This is a genomic window from Dickeya sp. CFBP 2040 (genome assembly GCF_012273755.1).
GTDB classification, from domain to species: domain Bacteria; phylum Pseudomonadota; class Gammaproteobacteria; order Enterobacterales; family Enterobacteriaceae; genus Dickeya; species Dickeya poaceiphila.
In genome coordinates this window covers 1-16067 of record NZ_JAAVXH010000006.1, presented here as the reverse complement: position 1 = coordinate 16067, position 16067 = coordinate 1, and the positions used below count along the sequence as shown (strand labels likewise).

Genomic DNA, 16067 nt, shown 5'->3' with positions numbered 1-16067 from the left:
TTACATGCATTCTGTCATCGACAAACAACTAATAAGATCTTACGACCATGTTTGAAATCAATCCGGTAAAAAACCGCATTCAGGACCTGTCTGACCGGACAGCCGTTCTGAGGGGGTATCTTTGACTATGACGCCAAGAAAGAGCGTCTGGAAGAGGTAAACGCCGAGCTGGAACAGCCCGACGTATGGAACGAGCCTGAGCGCGCGCAGGCGTTGGGTAAAGAGCGTTCCTCCCTGGAAATGATTGTCGATACCATTGATCAGATGGTTCAGGGGCTGGACGATGTGGCCGGCCTGCTGGAACTGGCGGTGGAAGCCGACGACGAAGAAACCTTTAACGAAGCCATCGCCGAACTGGATCTACTGGAAGACAAGCTGGGTCAGCTCGAATTCCGCCGCATGTTCTCCGGCGAGTATGACAGCGCCGACTGCTACCTTGACCTGCAGGCGGGTTCCGGCGGCACCGAGGCGCAGGACTGGGCCAGTATGCTGCTGCGCATGTATCTGCGTTGGGCGGAAAGCAAGGGCTTCAAAACCGAAGTCATTGAAGAATCTGAAGGCGAAGTCGCTGGTATCAAGTCTGCCACTATCAAGATTATGGGCGAGTACGCGTTTGGCTGGCTGCGTACCGAAACCGGCGTACACCGTCTGGTGCGCAAGAGCCCGTTTGACTCCGGCGGTCGTCGCCACACCTCGTTCAGTTCCGCTTTCGTGTATCCGGAAGTTGATGACGACATTGATATTGAGATCAATCCTGCGGACCTGCGTATCGACGTGTACCGCGCCTCTGGCGCAGGTGGTCAGCACGTTAACCGTACTGAATCTGCGGTGCGTATTACCCATATTCCCACCAATATCGTGACCCAGTGCCAGAATGATCGCTCTCAGCACAAGAACAAAGATCAGGCGATGAAACAGCTGAAAGCCAAGCTGTATGAATTCGAAATGCAGAAGAAGAACGCGGAAAAACAGGCGATGGAAGACAATAAGTCCGACATCGGCTGGGGCAGCCAGATTCGTTCTTATGTGCTGGACGACTCCCGCATTAAAGACCTGCGTACCGGGGTGGAAACACGGAATACCCAGTCAGTGCTGGATGGTGATCTGGACAAGTTTATCGAAGCAAGTTTAAAAGCGGGGTTATAAGGAATCTCATGTTTGAACCACAAAACCAGGGTGCCGAGCAGGCGCTGGATCTTAACAACGAACTTAGAACCCGCCGTGAGAAGCTGGCGGCGTTGCGTGATACCGGCATCGCTTTTCCGAACGATTTCCGCCGTGACAGCACTGCCGATAAACTGCACGCCAGCTATGACGAAAAAGAAAACGAAGAGCTGGAAGCACTGGGTCTGGAAGTGACGGTAGCGGGTCGCATGATGACCCGCCGTATCATGGGCAAGGCGTCTTTCGTCACGTTGCAGGATGTCGGTGGCCGTATTCAGTTATATGTGGCGCGTGATGACCTGCCGGAAGGCGTCTACAACGAGCAGTTCAAGAAGTGGGACCTTGGCGATATCCTCGGTGCGCGCGGTAAACTGTTTAAAACCAAAACCGGCGAACTGTCGATCCACTGTACCGAATTGCGTCTGCTGACCAAGGCGTTGCGCCCGTTGCCGGACAAATTCCACGGTCTGGCGGATCAGGAAACGCGTTACCGCCAGCGTTATCTGGATCTGATCGCTAACGACGAATCCCGCCACACTTTCCGCGTGCGCTCACAGATTCTGGCCGGTATCCGCCAGTTCATGGTCGGTCGTGATTTTATGGAAGTGGAAACGCCGATGATGCAGGTGATCCCCGGTGGGGCGTCTGCTCGCCCGTTCATCACCCATCACAACGCGCTGGATATCGACATGTACCTGCGTATTGCGCCAGAACTGTACCTGAAACGTCTGGTGGTCGGTGGTTTTGAACGCGTGTTTGAGATCAACCGTAACTTCCGTAACGAAGGCGTGTCGCCGCGTCATAACCCTGAGTTCACCATGATGGAACTCTACATGGCGTATGCGGACTACAAAGACCTGATCGAACTGACCGAGTCGCTGTTCCGCACGCTGGCGCAGAACGTTCTGGGTACTACCGAGGTGCCGTATGGCGACCAGGTGTTCGACTTCGGTAAGCCGTTCGAGAAGCTGACCATGCGTGAAGCCATCAAGAAATACCGTCCGGAAACCAATCTGGCGGATCTGGATAGTTTCGATGCGGCTAAAGCTATTGCGGAGTCTATCGGCATCAAGGTAGAGAAAAGTTGGGGTCTGGGTCGTCTCGTTACCGAGATCTTCGAAGAAGTGGCCGAAGCCCATCTGATCCAGCCGACATTCATCACCGAGTACCCGGCTGAAGTCTCGCCATTGGCGCGCCGTAACGACCAGAATCCGGAAATCACCGACCGCTTCGAATTCTTCATCGGCGGACGTGAAATCGGTAATGGTTTCTCCGAGCTGAACGACGCTGAAGATCAGGCGCAACGCTTCCAGGATCAGGTAGCGGCGAAAGATGCCGGTGATGATGAAGCCATGTTCTACGACGAAGACTACGTTACTGCGCTGGAGCACGGCCTGCCGCCGACCGCGGGTCTGGGTATCGGCATTGACCGTATGGTGATGTTGTTTACTAACAGCCACACCATCCGCGATGTGATCCTGTTCCCGGCGATGCGTCCGCAGAAATAAGTCTATAACGATTGTACGATGGTAAACCGGTGCCAGCAGGCACCGGTTTTTTTATGGCTGTCATTGGCTGGGCCAGTTCTCCGCGGTTGAAGGTAACAGCAACTTTGCGGATTCGATAGCATCGACTGTTTATCGTCCCTGCTGATTTTGCCGTCCCGACCCCGATAAGGTCTGGAACAATTAACGGGAGTTCAGCCAGTCTTGTGTTCGCTGGTGGATATAGTCGGTGTATTCGGCTGCCGTGGTCATGTTGGGCATCTGATGATGCATTCCGCCTTGTGCATCCGCTACCGGCAACGCACTGACCAATTCGGCATGGACCTGCTGCAGGTGAGAGGGTGCGCCCAACGCCGGATTTTTTCCGTTTGAGGTGGGAACGGTCACCCCAGCCAGCGGATCGTCAGTGCGTGGTGTGGTGAGTGTAAGTACATCCCCCACGCCGGACGCGGCGGCATCGCGGTTGGTCAAGGGAGATAGTCCAAAGCGTTGTTCCACAGTTTTGAGGATTGAGGTGTGATCCAGCGGTGTAGCCTTCTCCGCAACCCGGAATACGGTACCCGCTTCAATCCAGGGCGAAACCAGTACAGTGGGTACGCGCGGCCCGAAACGGGTGAAGTCGAAACCGTATTCGCCTGTGCTGGCGTCCGGTGGCGTCGCGCTCCAAGGAGGGGGCAGGTGATCATAGCAGCCGCCGTGCTCATCGTAGGTAATGATCAGCAGCGTCTTGTTCCAGAGTGGGCTGTTGCGCAGGGCGTAGTAAACATCGTGAATCAGTTGTTCTCCCAGTGCGACGTCGGCAACCGGGTGCTGGCTGTTGCCATCTTCACCCCAACTGGGTTCAAGAAACACATACGACGCCAGTGTACCGTTGCGCGCCGCCTGCTGAAAATCGCTGAATACGCCGAAGTGACTATCATCAGCCTGTTGGGTATCAGGGAAATTGTGGCGGGTTAGTGGCGGTTGGTCATAACCGTAGATAGACCATGTAATGTCAGACTGACTGAGCCTGCCAAAAATGGAAGGGCAGGTATAGCTCTTGGTATTGTCATTCATATGTCCTTGAGAGGTCGCTGCCGAAACAAACGCCCGGTTGGGTAACGTTTCGGTGGGTACTGAACCGTACCAGTGGTCGCAAACGGCATAACCTGTTGCCAGTGCACAGAGCACCGGGAGCGCCTGTGGGGTAAAGCAACCCATGATATTGCTGGCTTGGGTACCCGGCAGGATTTTCCAGCCGCTTTCCTGCGATTGCCTGCCCAGTGTGTAGGCGTAGTCGGTAACGAATCCTTGATTGCTGTTGGATGGCAGCGCGCTGGGCGCATGAATATCGCCAAACAGTTGGGAATTTGTCGCATAATACCCTTCGCCGGGGTCAGAACCCGGCATGAAATAGGCATTAGGCGTATCCGGCGTAATTTTAAATACCTGGACTGGATTGCCGTTACTGTCTGGATTGGTTTCATTCCCGGTTAAACCGGCAAAAGGGTGGCCGAGTGGAGAAAGGTTATTTTTGTCAGTATAAAGAAATCCTAGCATATGATCGAACGAGCGGTTTTCCAGCATTAATATGACAATATGCTCAATATTCGATAATCCAGTATTGATCATGGCAACCTCTTAGCAGTTCGTGATATTAAAGTGATTAAATATCAAATGATTACATTGATTAGGTGTGTGGGCTTGGTGTAGGTGTTGTGAAGCCAATTGGAACAATTATATGAATGGGAGGGTTTTTCTTTATACTGTGTATCGATAATTTAGCCCTGAGAATTCATCTGTCAAATTTTAAATAAAATAATATATAGCAGTGTCTATTTTTATGAAAAATCTGAAATGGGTAATCTGGTGGCTTTATTTAAGAAAGTTAATACGAAATAGTTATTATCGGATGATTCTGGTAGTAAAAAGATCGCATTATTTATTTTTATGCTAGTCGCCGTATTATTGCTGGTATGTTATTTTTCACCATGGTGATTAGGTAGCGGGTGATACGTTTGCGTAGGTGTTGTCACCCTGTGGCATGTTCTCGCTGTGATCGTCTCTTGATATCAATTTTTGACAACACAGGATAAGGATATCATCGTAAGCGTGTTGCACCATAATGGCCGGAAAAACGTTACCGGGAAACAGAACTACCGAGGGAAACTATGCTACTGGTGATGTTGAGCGGCTTGCTGCTGTCGTTGTCGCTGTGTCTGGACTTGGGAATCGTCAATACGGCGATTATTAATCGTGGTATCCGTGATGGTGCAGGTGCAGCATTCTTTATTGGTTTGGGTTCCTGCTTTGGCGATATGGTTTACGCCACGTTGTCGGTGCTGGGAATGGCGGTGATTTTCAACTATACGCCGGTACGTTGGCTGTTGTGGATTGGCGGTGGCGGTGTATTACTGTGGCTGTCGTTTAGTATGGCGCGTAGCGCCTGGCGTGATTACCGCCAGCATCGTGGCTTGTCGGTTGATACCACTAGCGCATTTTCATCGTGTGCGTCGGCTCCTGCTAGCCGCAATTTTATTAGCGGAATGGGAATGGCGCTGGCATCGCCCAGCGCATTGCTGTGGTTTGCGGCGGTTGGTGGGACGTTGATTGCCCAGGCCACCGATGGTTCTGCCAGACAGATAGCACTGTTTCTTGGTGGGTTTTTCATTGGCGGCGTACTCTGGACGCTGTTCATGGCGCTGCTTATCAAATATGGTCGCGGTGCGTTAAAAGGCCGATTGTCGTTTTACTGCAGTGCGGTGTCCGCCGTGTTATTCGCCGTGTTTGCTGTTCAGGTGATCGTAAATGGATATCAAACGCTGCTGGTGCCCATAGGGTGAATCGACTGCTCAAAACGCACTCAGTAAGACCGTGTTTTATCTTGCTCGCCAGACAGATGACGCTATAATGCCACTCACTTTCTGCGCGGGCGTAGTTCAATGGTAGAACGAGAGCTTCCCAAGCTCTATACGAGGGTTCGATTCCCTTCGCCCGCTCCAAAGACATACTTCTCTCCGTGCTTTCAAGCTTTCAATTCTGTTTTTTATTCCTCTATATCTTGAAATGATTTTTTATTTATCAGTGCGTTGTTTCGGATACAAGGAATGGCAGGTGCTGTATCGGTAGTTTTAAAAAGATACCAGTCACTTCAAAAGAAACTAACTCCCTAAAAGAAACGATATGCGCTATGGTAAGCAGGTATACCGAATAAGACGTTAACCGATATAACAGAGGTCACAGGATGCCTGAATTTAATGTCTATAGTAAAACCTGCCCGGCACGTGTGGTGCTGGATCGTTTGTCTAATAAGTGGTCACTACTGATTCTGGATCGTCTGGCGTGTGAACCGGTACGGTTTAATCAACTAAGACGTGATATTGAAGGGGTATCGCAGAAAGTATTGTCACAGACGCTAAAGCACCTGGAACGCGACGGTATGATTCATCGGCAGGTGTTTGCTACCGTGCCGGTGACGGTGGAATACTCAATTACGACACTTGGCAAAACGCTGGTTAAAACCGTACACGAACTGACCCACTGGGCGGAGCGAAATATTGATGAGGTCATGCTTGCCCAGCAGCGATATGATGAGCTCAATTCTGCTGCTACAGCGGTGTAGCGATGCTCTTCTAAAAGGTTAATGCAGCCTGAAAGAAAGCGAGCAGTGTTTATCGTTTCTGTTGTATTTCGATAATAACCTTATTTATTAATATGTTATATTTGTGGTTGAATCTATAGCCTTGACCTATTGAGTAAGAGTAATAATTATTATTTATTACGCCATGATTCGTGCTGTAAGAAGGTAAAGAGCGAGCATGGTGTAAATTTTCAGTTTGGGTTTAGGGGTAAATCACAATACCGCTACACCTCCTTTGTTGTGACATGTAAAATGTGCAACTTCTTTTTCCTTTTTCTGACTATATTTCCAGCAAAATCGCACGTGCAACGACAAGTTGAAGGCAGTAGCTACCTTTGGACTGAATCCCAAGGGCGGTAGCTTGCCTGAATTTTGTTCATATCAAGTCAGAGTATAGTTAGGTTGAGCCGTCGAATATTTCGCTTTTTGGATGTAACATTATGAAAATATTAGTAACAGGTGGGGCTGGGTTTATCGGATCAGCCGTTGTGCGTCACATTATAAAGAACACAGCAGATTCTGTTGTTAACGTGGACAAGCTCACGTATGCAGGTAATCTGGAGTCTCTGGCCGATGTGAGCAGTCATGAACGTTATGAGTTTAAGCATATCGATATTTGTGATGTTGTAGCGCTTAAGAGCGTGTTTGAAACCTGTCAGCCTGATGTGGTTATGCATTTAGCGGCTGAATCGCATGTTGACCGTTCGATTGATGGTCCTGCTGCTTTTATCGAAACGAATATCGTTGGTACCTATACGCTGCTTGAAGCAGCACGTGCTTACTGGAGCAATCTGGAGCCAACCCAAAAATCGGCTTTCCGCTTCCATCATATCTCGACGGATGAAGTCTATGGCGATCTAGAGGGAACCGATTCTCTATTTACTGAAACGACGCCATATGCCCCCAGTAGCCCTTATTCCGCGTCTAAAGCATCGAGTGATCATTTAGTACGAGCCTGGCTGCGAACCTATGGATTACCAACGATCGTCACCAACTGTTCCAATAACTATGGTCCTTACCACTTTCCGGAAAAGCTGATTCCATTAATGATACTGAACGCGCTGGAAGGAAAAGCGTTGCCAGTATATGGCGATGGTATGCAAATTCGAGACTGGCTGTTTGTTGAGGATCATGCCCGTGCGCTTTATCAGGTGGTGACTGAGGGCGTCGTTGGTGAAACCTATAATATTGGTGGGCATAACGAAAAAGCCAATATTGATGTCGTAAAAACTATCTGTGCTTTGCTGGAGGAGTTGGTTCCGCAAAAACCGTCGGGTATCAGTGCTTATCAAGATCTGATTACTTATGTGAAAGATCGTCCAGGCCATGATGTGCGTTATGCTATTGATGCTGGCAAGATTGGTCGTGAGCTTGGTTGGAAACCACAGGAAACTTTTGAAAGCGGTATTCGTAAAACGGTGGAATGGTACCTCAATAACCGCTCATGGTGGAGCAGGGTGCTGGATGGTTCTTATAGCCGTGAGCGTTTGGGGAGTGTAGAAAAATAATGAAAGGTATTATCCTCGCAGGTGGTTCCGGTACTCGGTTGTATCCTTTAACCCGAGGTGTATCCAAGCAATTGTTGCCGATCTACAATAAACCGATGATTTATTATCCGCTATCTACACTGATGTTAGCCGGAGTCCGTGATGTATTAATTATCACTACACCTGAAGATAACGAAGGGTTTCGGCGTTTGCTGGGTGATGGCAGCAATTTCGGCATCAATATTGATTATGCGGTTCAGCCTAGTCCAGATGGATTGGCTCAGGCATTTATTATTGGTGACTCATTTATTGGCAATGAACGTTGTTGCCTTGTTCTGGGGGACAATATCTTTTACGGTCAATCCTTCAGCAAGATGCTAAAAAATGCTGTAGATAAAGCAGTGGGTGCTACAGTATTCGGCTATCAAGTTAAAGACCCGGAGCGTTTTGGCGTTGTAGAGTTTGATGCTGAAATGAAAGCCATTTCCATTGAAGAAAAACCGAGTAAGCCCAAATCCAATTATGCTGTTACTGGGTTGTATTTTTATGATAATCGCGTAGTTGAGTTCGCCAAACAGGTTAAACCATCCCATCGTGGTGAATTGGAAATTACTTCAATTAACCAAATGTATATGGAGGATGGGTCGCTTAGCGTCGAATTATTTGGTCGTGGTTTTGCCTGGCTAGATACTGGAACGCATGAGAGCCTGCATGAAGCGTCATCCTTTGTGCAAACTATTGAGAATGTCCAGGGATTGAAAGTGGCTTGCCTGGAAGAGATTGCCTGGCGAAATGGTTGGATGTCTAATCAAGAGTTGATTGCACTGGCAGAACCGATGCTGAAGAACGAATATGGTCAATATCTGATGGGGTTGATCAAGTAATTGATGCCAGGAAAATATAATGAAAGTATTAATTGTCGGTAGTAATGGGCAGGTAGGGAGTTGTTTAGTTTCTCAATTGTTGGGCAAAGCGCATGTACTGGCTGTTGACCGTGAGCAGCTGGATATAACTGATAAGGGGGCAGTATTTCATACTATCAGTCAATTCCGTCCTGATTATATCGTCAATGCAGCAGCACATACTGCTGTAGATAAAGCTGAGAATGAAATTGAACTTTCCTATGCCATTAACCGTGATGGGCCAGCTTATCTGGCTCAGGCTGCAAGCGAAATTGATGCGGTTTTTTTACATATTTCTACTGATTATGTTTTCGATGGTGAAAGTCAGACAGAATATGATGAAAGCATGCCAACTGCGCCTCATGGCATATATGGAAAAAGTAAACTTGCTGGGGAGCACGTTGTTGCAGATTTAACAGAGAAATTTATTATCTTGCGGACTGCATGGGTTTTTGGTGAGCATGGACACAATTTTGTAAAAACTATGCTTCGGCTCGGTGCTACACGAGATGCTCTCAATATAGTTAGCGATCAGGTCGGTGGGCCAACCTATGCTGGTGATATTGCGGCAGCATTAATCAAGATAATTAGTTATATTGAAAATGGTGGAAAGCCGGGATGGGGGATATATCATTTTTCCGGAATGCCGCATGTTAGCTGGTTTGATTTTGCGGCTCAAATATTTCAGAAGGCTAAAGAAAGCAACGTTCTTGTTAGTATTCCCACGTTATTGCCTATTCTAACATCTGCTTATCCCACACCAGCCAAAAGGCCGTCTAACTCTCGATTAAACTGTGAGAAAATAAGAAAGCAGTTCGATATTGAACCTAGCAACTGGCAACTGGCACTGGATAATATTCAAGCATATAAGTGACATTATGAAAGTTATTGAGACAAATATTCCAGATGTGAAAATTATTGAACCAACGGTGTTTGGTGATGAACGCGGTTTTTTCATGGAGACTTGGCAACAGAAGAAATTTGAAGATCTGGTTGTTGGTCATACATGTAATTTTGTGCAGGATAACCATTCTAAATCCAGTAAAGGTATTTTACGCGGGTTACACTATCAGACCGAAAACACTCAAGGGAAACTAGTTAGAGTTATTAGTGGTGAGGTCTTTGATGTCGCAGTTGATATGCGAAAAAATTCCCCAACACTTGGTCAGTGGGTTGGTATATATCTTTCTGCTGAGAATAAACGTTTACTATGGATTCCTGAAGGGTTTGCTCATGGGTTTTATGTGACAAGTCCTGAGGCTGAATTTGTTTATAAGTGTACTGATTATTATAACCCTAAAGCAGAGTGTTCATTGTTGTGGAATGATGCTGATATTAATATAGAATGGCCTTTTTCGGAAAATAATACTCCTTTTTTATCAGATAAGGATAAAAATGGTAAACTTTTTATAGAGTGTGAAACGCTGTAACGATTGAGATATAAACGATATTTTTCTCGATAGTATAATTATTGGGGGTTTATGAGAGTTCTAATAATTAGATGTGTGAGCTCTTGTTGTGCGAATATTATCTTGATTTATTCTGGGTATTAATAAACCCTATAATAAAACTCACTGATCGAAATAAAACCAGTTTGGCTCGTCATAACGGGTTTATTGAGTGCTTTAACAAAATACTGCGAATAGAAATACGCGATATGTATCTGTTCAGAACTTTGTCTAAAGTACGAGAACTAACAGCAGAGTTGGTGTACAGAATATAACGAGGAACGCCCACATAGATAACTGGATGATATGCTAGCGGTTATCTATGAGAGGTAAAAATTGGCTGAAGCCCTTCATTGGCAAAAAACGGATGGATTACAGGTCAATGTGCTGAAAGGAGAGATGAGTCTCGTTGGGCCGCGTCCTTGTTTGTTTAATCAACAAGAGCTAATTGCCGAACGTCAGGCGCGTGGTGTCTTTGATGTATTGCCGGGAATTACTGGGCTGGCACAGCTTAATGCCATCGACATGTCTACACCACAGAAACTGGCGGAGTGTGATCAGCGGATGATCCAGACTCTATCAGTGAAGCATTACTTCACTTATCTGGTGCAAACGGTGGTCGGTAAAGGTTCCGGTGATCGGGTGAGTTGATAAAAACGATGCCGGTGGGGCGGCATCGTTACGTTACTGCGCTACATCATGTTCAGGAATTACTTTATCGGGGCCAGCGCCGTCTGGTCCACATAGGGTTTCATGATAGTGTCGGCTTCCTGCTGAGCGGCTTTGGCGGCGGCTTCCGGCGTTACCTTCTCATCATTCACCACAGCGGCTAACTGATTTTCCATTGCCTTGCGCACCGCTACGGTTTCATAAGTGGAGTACCACGGGTGGGCGTACTTCAGTTGTTCCAGCGCGATGGCGGCACGCGGGTCTTTCTCCAGATACGCTTTCATTTCCGGGGTGTCGTACGCCGTCTTACGTGGTGAGAAATAGCCGGTAAAACGGCTCCAGGCGCCGTTGATCTGCGGGCTGACCAGATAGCTCAGGAACTGGTAAGCTGCCTTTTTCTGCTCATCAGAGATACCTTTGAAACTCACCAGACTGGCGCCGCCTATTGGCACCGCACGCTGCTCTTTGGCAGGCAACATTGCCACGCCCAATTCAAAGTCTTTGGTATTTTCACGCATAAAGCCCAGCGCGCCGGTACTCAGCATCGCCATACCCAGTTTGCCGGAGAAGAAGGCGGCGCTAATCTGCTTAGAATCCAGCACGCCGGACGGCATCACTTTATCTTTGTAGATCAGGTTCTGCCAGAAACGCAGCGCGCCGATAGTCGTCGGGGTGTTGTAATAGATTTCGCCCGGATAGTCCTCGTTGAAGTAATTGCCACCGTTGGCGCGTACCAGCGAGGAGAAAATCCAGCCGCCGTAGTCGTCATTGGTGGACGGCAGCATGATGCCCCACTGGCCTTTGCTCTGGTCGGTCAGCTTTTTGGCGTCTGCCAGCAGCTCCTGCCAGGTTTGCGGCGGCTGTGCGATACCGGCTTTTTCGAACAGAGTCTTGTTGTAATAGAGAATCGGTGTCGAATTGTGGAACGGAATCGCGTACGTCACCCCCATCACCTGGGCGTTTTTGTGCATGGCAGGCCAGAATTCGTTGGTTAAAAACGTACCGGCTTTTTCGTTGCCGAATTTGAACAGTTCGTTCATCGGCAGGATTTCATTTTTCAGAGCCAGATCGGTCGTGAAGTTGGCGGACATAATCACCAGCGCAGGCGGTTGACCGGCTTTTTGCGCTGCTTCCGCTTTCATTTTAGTGGTGTCGTAGTTACCGGTAAAAATCCCCCGTACTTCTACATCTTGCTGAGAACTGTTGAATTCTTTGATGATGCGGGTCATTTCCATCGTCAGTTTGCCGTCTACCGGGGCTGGAAACATGAAATCGATGCTCTGTTTGGCCAGCGCTGAACCGGTGAAGGCCAGCGTGATGCCGAGGGTGAGCGCCTGCAACCGCTGTTTCAGGGGCTTATGCATGGGTGGTCTCCTGGTATAAGTTCTGCTGTGTATCAGCATGAAAAAGATGAACATCAAAAGGTGAAAAACTGAGGTTGACGGTGACGCCAACCATCGGTGTATCGCCGCGATTTTTGCGACTGTAGCGTAATTCGCCGATTGGCGTGTTGATGTGCAGCAGATAGTCTGCCCCCATCAATTCTCGTTGTGTCACGGTACCCGTCAGGCGTAGTGACTGGTGACAGCTTTGTTGACCTTCAGTGAGGTGTTCCGGGCGAATACCGAAAAACACTTGTTGCAGATGGCTGGCATGTGGCGGTAAGGGAAGCTTCTCTTCACCCATCTGTACCGCACCGTCGGAGCAAGGTAGGGGGAGGATATTCATGGCAGGTGAGCCGATAAAGCTTGCCACGAACAGATTGATTGGGAATGCGTAGAGTTGTTCCGGTGTGCCGATCTGCTGGACTTTGCCGTGGTTCATGACCACGATGCGATCCGCCATCGACATGGCTTCTATCTGGTCGTGGGTGACGTAAACGGTGCTGGTTTTGAGCTGCTGATGTAGCGCCATAATCCCGTCGCGGACTTCGGTGCGCAGCCGGGCATCCAGATTGGACAGCGGTTCATCCATCAGAAACAGTTTCGGGTTGCGTACGATGGCACGTGCCATTGCCACTCGCTGACGCTGGCCGCCGGACAACTTGCCCGGTTTGCGATCCAACAAGGTATCCAGTTGCAGCAACTGCGCCACTTTTTCCAGCCGGGGCTGCCAGCTTGCTTTGGGTTCATGGCGAATTTGCATACCGAAGGTAATGTTGTCTTTTACCGTCAGATGTGGAAATAGCGCATAGTTCTGAAAGATCATCGCAAAATTACGCTCGCGTGGCGACTGGGCGGTGATGTTATCGCCGTCCAGCCAAATCTCGCCGTCGCTTACGGTTTCCAGCCCGGCCAGCAGGCGCAGCAGGGTACTTTTGCCGCAGCCAGATGGTCCCACCAACACCAGAAATTCGCCGTCGGCGATCTCCAGCGACAGCGATTGCAGCGCCGGTTTGTTGTCAAATTGCTTGCTGACGTTGTGCAGTCGTAACATGGCCATTAACGTTCATCCACCGGGCAACTGATGTTTTCGTCGTACAGCCACGGGCCGGCGTAATGCGATAGCGGGTGCAGGTAACTGACCCACTGTTGGTCTACCTGACGGTGCATCAGGCAGGCTGGAGGCGACATGTCGTAGTAGGGGCGGGTGTCTTCGTGGTAGTAGGGCACCTGATGGACCGTACCCGGTATGGTAGCGATGATCGCCTGACGGTACTGCGTCATGATAAGACAATGGTTGTGACCGCAAAAAATACGCACCAGTGATGGGAAACGCTCTACCAATTCCAGCAGACGATGCCCGTTCTCGCAGGCGATGCGATCCATCTGGGCGGAACCGAGCGCGAGCGGTGGATGATGCATGAACACCGCGGCGGGTTTGTCATCACGCATCAGTTGTGCTTCCAGCCAGGCCAGCGTCTCTTCCGTCAGCCAGCCTTTGGACGTTCCCGCGCGGCTGGAGTCAATGAACAGCAACCGCGTGGCGAAATCATCAACCGCGTAGCGCATATTCTGCGGATCGTTGCCCAGTTGCGGGCACAGCGGTTGCAAGTACTCCAGAAAATGGGTTTTATCGTCGTGATTGCCGGGAATGATGTACAGAGGATAGTTGAGGCTACCCAAAATCTGGCGGGCTACCTGATATTCCGACGGACGACCACAGTTGACGATATCGCCGCTCACTACCACTGCGTTCGGGCGCTCGGTGAGGGCGTTAAGTTGTGACACCACATCGGCGTTACCGGCATTGATGTCGATGAAACCGTAAAGTTTTTGCCCTGTGCTTCGAAAGTGAGTATCTGAAATTTGTGCTAACAGCATGAAGAACCCCTTATTTTATCCCCGAAAAACCAAAGCTTCTCAGGAACTGTTTTTGGAAAACGATAAACGCCAGCATTAACGGCAGGCATACCATCAGCGTGCCAGCGCTGATCATTCCCCACTGCCCACCGGATTCAGCGCCCATGGCGAATGACACCAGCCCGACCGTCAAAACCTGTTTGTCAGGGTCGTTAAGCATCATTAGCGGCCACAGGTATTCGTTCCAGTGATAGGTTATGCTGACGGTGGCGAACGCCAGAATAGAAGGCCATGACATGGGCAGCAGCACACGGAAGAGCACCTGCCACCAGCGACAACCCTCCATCAGCGCGGCTTCTTCCATCTCTTTAGGAATGGACAGAAACGCCTGACGCATCAGAAATACGCCAAATGCCGAGGTGAAATAGGGCATCATCACACCGGTCAGCGTATTGAGCAGACCGAATGCCTTCAGCGTCATCATATTGGGCACCATCATTGCTACCGGCATGATCATCAACTGCACCAGAAACAGCAGAAATAGTGTCTGCTTGCCGCGAAACTCGTGACAGGCGAAGACGTAACCCGCGGTGGTGATGGTCAGCAACTGAACGAAAAAGGTACCGAAAGTAAAGAAAATGGTGTTGGCGTACAGGCTTATCCAGTCGGCGCTCTGCCAGGCGTCGCGGAAGTTATCCAGCGTCAGCGGCCAGCGTGGTAACAGCGATGCCATGCCTGTACCAAAGGTGGTGGCGCTAAAGGCTGACGAGAGCATCCAGATAAACGGGCTTATCCACAGCAACGCGGCGCAGATCATCAGCAGGCTGAGGGTGACACGGCACGACTGACGCCAGCGCAGCCAGGCTGGCAAGGGCACTCCTGTGGAGCAGACCACCGTAGGGGAAATTTCAACGCTCATAATGCGCCCCTTTCTCAAGTACTTTCAGGTTAATCAACGAGAAGACGAACAGCCCGGCCAGCGTCAGAAAGGTGGCGGCGGAGGCTTTGCCGAGGTCGTGGGTGTCCCAGGCCAGATTCTGGATGTAATACAGCAGCACCGTGGTGGCGTTATCCGGCCCGCCGTGGGTCATCACCGCCACGTGGTCAATTTGGGTGATGGAGTAAATCAGTGCCGTGGTGATGACGAAGCTCAGCGTCGGGCGTAGCAGCGGCAGCGTGACCCGGAAAAATACTTGCGTTGGTGTGGCGCCTTCCATGATGGCGGCTTCGCGGGTGGATGGCGGAATGCTTTGCAACCCAGCCAGAAAGAACAGCATGTAGTAACCAGCGAATTTCCATACGCCAATCAGCGCAAGTGCCAGCAGCGCGCTATTGCTGCGGCCCAGATAGTTGTTGTTCATTGGCCCGAACAGCTTGGCCAGATAGTAATCCAGCAGGCCGATGCCGGGCATAAAGATAAACAACCACAACGCGGCGGCGCTGACCATCGGAATAATCATCGGAAAGAAGAAAGCGGTGCGCAGCCAACGATTGACCGCATGGTTTTCCCACAGCGCTACCGCTAACACCAGCGCCAGCACCACACCGGGGATCACCGTCAACAGGATATAGATCAGGTTGTTGAGCAGTGCGCGCCAGAATACGGCGTCATCCAACAGACGAATAATATTTCCCAGTCCAACGAAAGGGGCGTCCGCGCCGATCATGCGGGTGTCGAACAGGCTGTCATAAACGGATCGCAATAGCGGAAAATAAGTAAATAACAACAGAAACAACAAAGAAGGCGACAGAATCACCCAGGGGAGCCAGTTTTTTTGCATGGTGATAGTTTTCGCATGGTGATGGTTAATGCCAGTCAACAGATTTCGGTAAAAATGAAAGGCATATGCTGCGCAGGGAATACTGCAAGGGCATGGCAGATGGGTGACGATTTGGTGACGATAATTTCCAGAAAATAAAGCTGGCGCTGATGGTTTGTACTACGGTGGGGGAAACGTGTTGGATGCGTGTTGGTAGTTTTTTTATGGGGGGCCACCCGGAAACGCGATCTCTTAGTTCTTTGTTAAATCA

General features: G+C 49.6%; 15 protein-coding genes, 1 tRNA gene and 1 pseudogene. 11 read left to right on the top strand and 6 right to left on the bottom strand.

Features of this window, described 5'->3' with window-relative positions:
• The first annotated feature begins 47 nt into the window (after positions 1–47).
• Both prfB and lysS read left to right on the top strand, forming a co-directional pair.
• Positions 48–1146, top strand: a protein-coding gene (gene prfB / locus Dpoa2040_RS00280) for a peptide chain release factor 2 (protein WP_128569672.1) whose coding sequence is annotated in 2 segments (ribosomal slippage) — positions 48–122 and positions 124–1146 — 1098 coding nt in all. Because the reading frame shifts where the segments join, the coding sequence is not laid out codon by codon here.
• Between the two features lie 8 nt (positions 1147–1154).
• On the top strand, positions 1155–2672 hold the full coding sequence (gene lysS / locus Dpoa2040_RS00275) for a lysine--tRNA ligase (protein ID WP_168639910.1): 1518 nt from the start codon (positions 1155–1157) through the stop codon (positions 2670–2672).
• Between the two features lie 180 nt (positions 2673–2852).
• On the opposite strand, the gene Dpoa2040_RS00270 is transcribed toward lysS, so the two are convergent.
• A complete protein-coding gene (locus Dpoa2040_RS00270; RefSeq protein WP_168639909.1) occupies positions 2853–4280 on the bottom strand; it encodes an alkaline phosphatase family protein in 1428 nt (475 codons plus the stop codon).
• A 539-nt stretch (positions 4281–4819) separates the two neighbouring features.
• Between Dpoa2040_RS00270 and Dpoa2040_RS00265 the strand changes: the two genes are divergently transcribed.
• From Dpoa2040_RS00265 to Dpoa2040_RS00225, 9 genes and pseudogenes are all read left to right on the top strand, one after another.
• Entirely contained in the window at positions 4820–5491 is a 672-nt protein-coding gene (locus Dpoa2040_RS00265) for a LysE family translocator (protein ID WP_168639908.1), read from the top strand.
• Between the two features lie 85 nt (positions 5492–5576).
• Positions 5577–5650 (top strand) — tRNA-Gly (locus Dpoa2040_RS00260).
• Between the two features lie 242 nt (positions 5651–5892).
• Entirely contained in the window at positions 5893–6270 is a 378-nt protein-coding gene (locus tag Dpoa2040_RS00255) for a helix-turn-helix domain-containing protein (protein WP_168639907.1), read from the top strand.
• A 455-nt stretch (positions 6271–6725) separates the two neighbouring features.
• Positions 6726–7796: a dTDP-glucose 4,6-dehydratase gene (rfbB, locus tag Dpoa2040_RS00250; protein WP_371810561.1), complete on the top strand. Its 1071-nt coding sequence runs from the start codon at positions 6726–6728 to the stop codon at positions 7794–7796.
• On the top strand, positions 7796–8659 hold the full coding sequence (gene rfbA, locus Dpoa2040_RS00245; RefSeq protein WP_042868615.1) for a glucose-1-phosphate thymidylyltransferase RfbA: 864 nt from the start codon (positions 7796–7798) through the stop codon (positions 8657–8659). Before rfbB ends, rfbA begins: the two co-directional genes overlap by 1 nt.
• A gap of 19 nt (positions 8660–8678) precedes the next feature.
• The gene (gene rfbD / locus Dpoa2040_RS00240; protein WP_168639905.1) at positions 8679–9551 is read left to right on the top strand and encodes a dTDP-4-dehydrorhamnose reductase; all 873 of its coding nucleotides are present in this window, start codon (positions 8679–8681) and stop codon (positions 9549–9551) included.
• A 4-nt stretch (positions 9552–9555) separates the two neighbouring features.
• Complete coding sequence (gene rfbC, locus Dpoa2040_RS00235; protein WP_042868619.1) at positions 9556–10107, top strand: dTDP-4-dehydrorhamnose 3,5-epimerase; 552 nt, start codon at positions 9556–9558, stop codon at positions 10105–10107.
• Between the two features lie 176 nt (positions 10108–10283).
• Positions 10284–10458, top strand: a pseudogene (locus Dpoa2040_RS00230) (integrase core domain-containing protein); the annotation flags it as partial.
• Positions 10459–10509: 51 nt separating this feature from the next.
• Positions 10510–10776: a sugar transferase gene (locus Dpoa2040_RS00225; RefSeq protein ID WP_371810560.1), complete on the top strand. Its 267-nt coding sequence runs from the start codon at positions 10510–10512 to the stop codon at positions 10774–10776.
• A 59-nt stretch (positions 10777–10835) separates the two neighbouring features.
• Here the strand turns inward: Dpoa2040_RS00225 and Dpoa2040_RS00220 are convergent, their stop codons facing one another.
• The 5 genes from Dpoa2040_RS00220 to Dpoa2040_RS00200 are packed head-to-tail and all read right to left on the bottom strand — an operon-like array spanning position 10836 to position 15817.
• Positions 10836–12158, bottom strand: coding sequence for an ABC transporter substrate-binding protein (locus tag Dpoa2040_RS00220; RefSeq protein WP_168639904.1), 1323 nt, complete (start codon positions 12156–12158; stop codon positions 10836–10838).
• The gene (locus Dpoa2040_RS00215; RefSeq protein ID WP_246867212.1) at positions 12151–13230 is read right to left on the bottom strand and encodes an ABC transporter ATP-binding protein; all 1080 of its coding nucleotides are present in this window, start codon (positions 13228–13230) and stop codon (positions 12151–12153) included. The genes Dpoa2040_RS00220 and Dpoa2040_RS00215 overlap by 8 nt, the downstream gene beginning before the upstream one ends.
• Before the next feature lie 5 nt (positions 13231–13235).
• A complete protein-coding gene (locus Dpoa2040_RS00210) occupies positions 13236–14057 on the bottom strand; it encodes a phosphodiesterase (protein ID WP_168639902.1) in 822 nt (273 codons plus the stop codon).
• Positions 14058–14067: 10 nt separating this feature from the next.
• Positions 14068–14955, bottom strand: coding sequence for a carbohydrate ABC transporter permease (locus Dpoa2040_RS00205; RefSeq protein ID WP_168639901.1), 888 nt, complete (start codon positions 14953–14955; stop codon positions 14068–14070).
• Positions 14945–15817, bottom strand: a complete 873-nt coding sequence (locus Dpoa2040_RS00200) for a carbohydrate ABC transporter permease (RefSeq protein ID WP_168639900.1) — start codon at positions 15815–15817, stop codon at positions 14945–14947. The genes Dpoa2040_RS00205 and Dpoa2040_RS00200 overlap by 11 nt, the downstream gene beginning before the upstream one ends.
• Positions 15818–16067 lie beyond the last annotated feature (250 nt).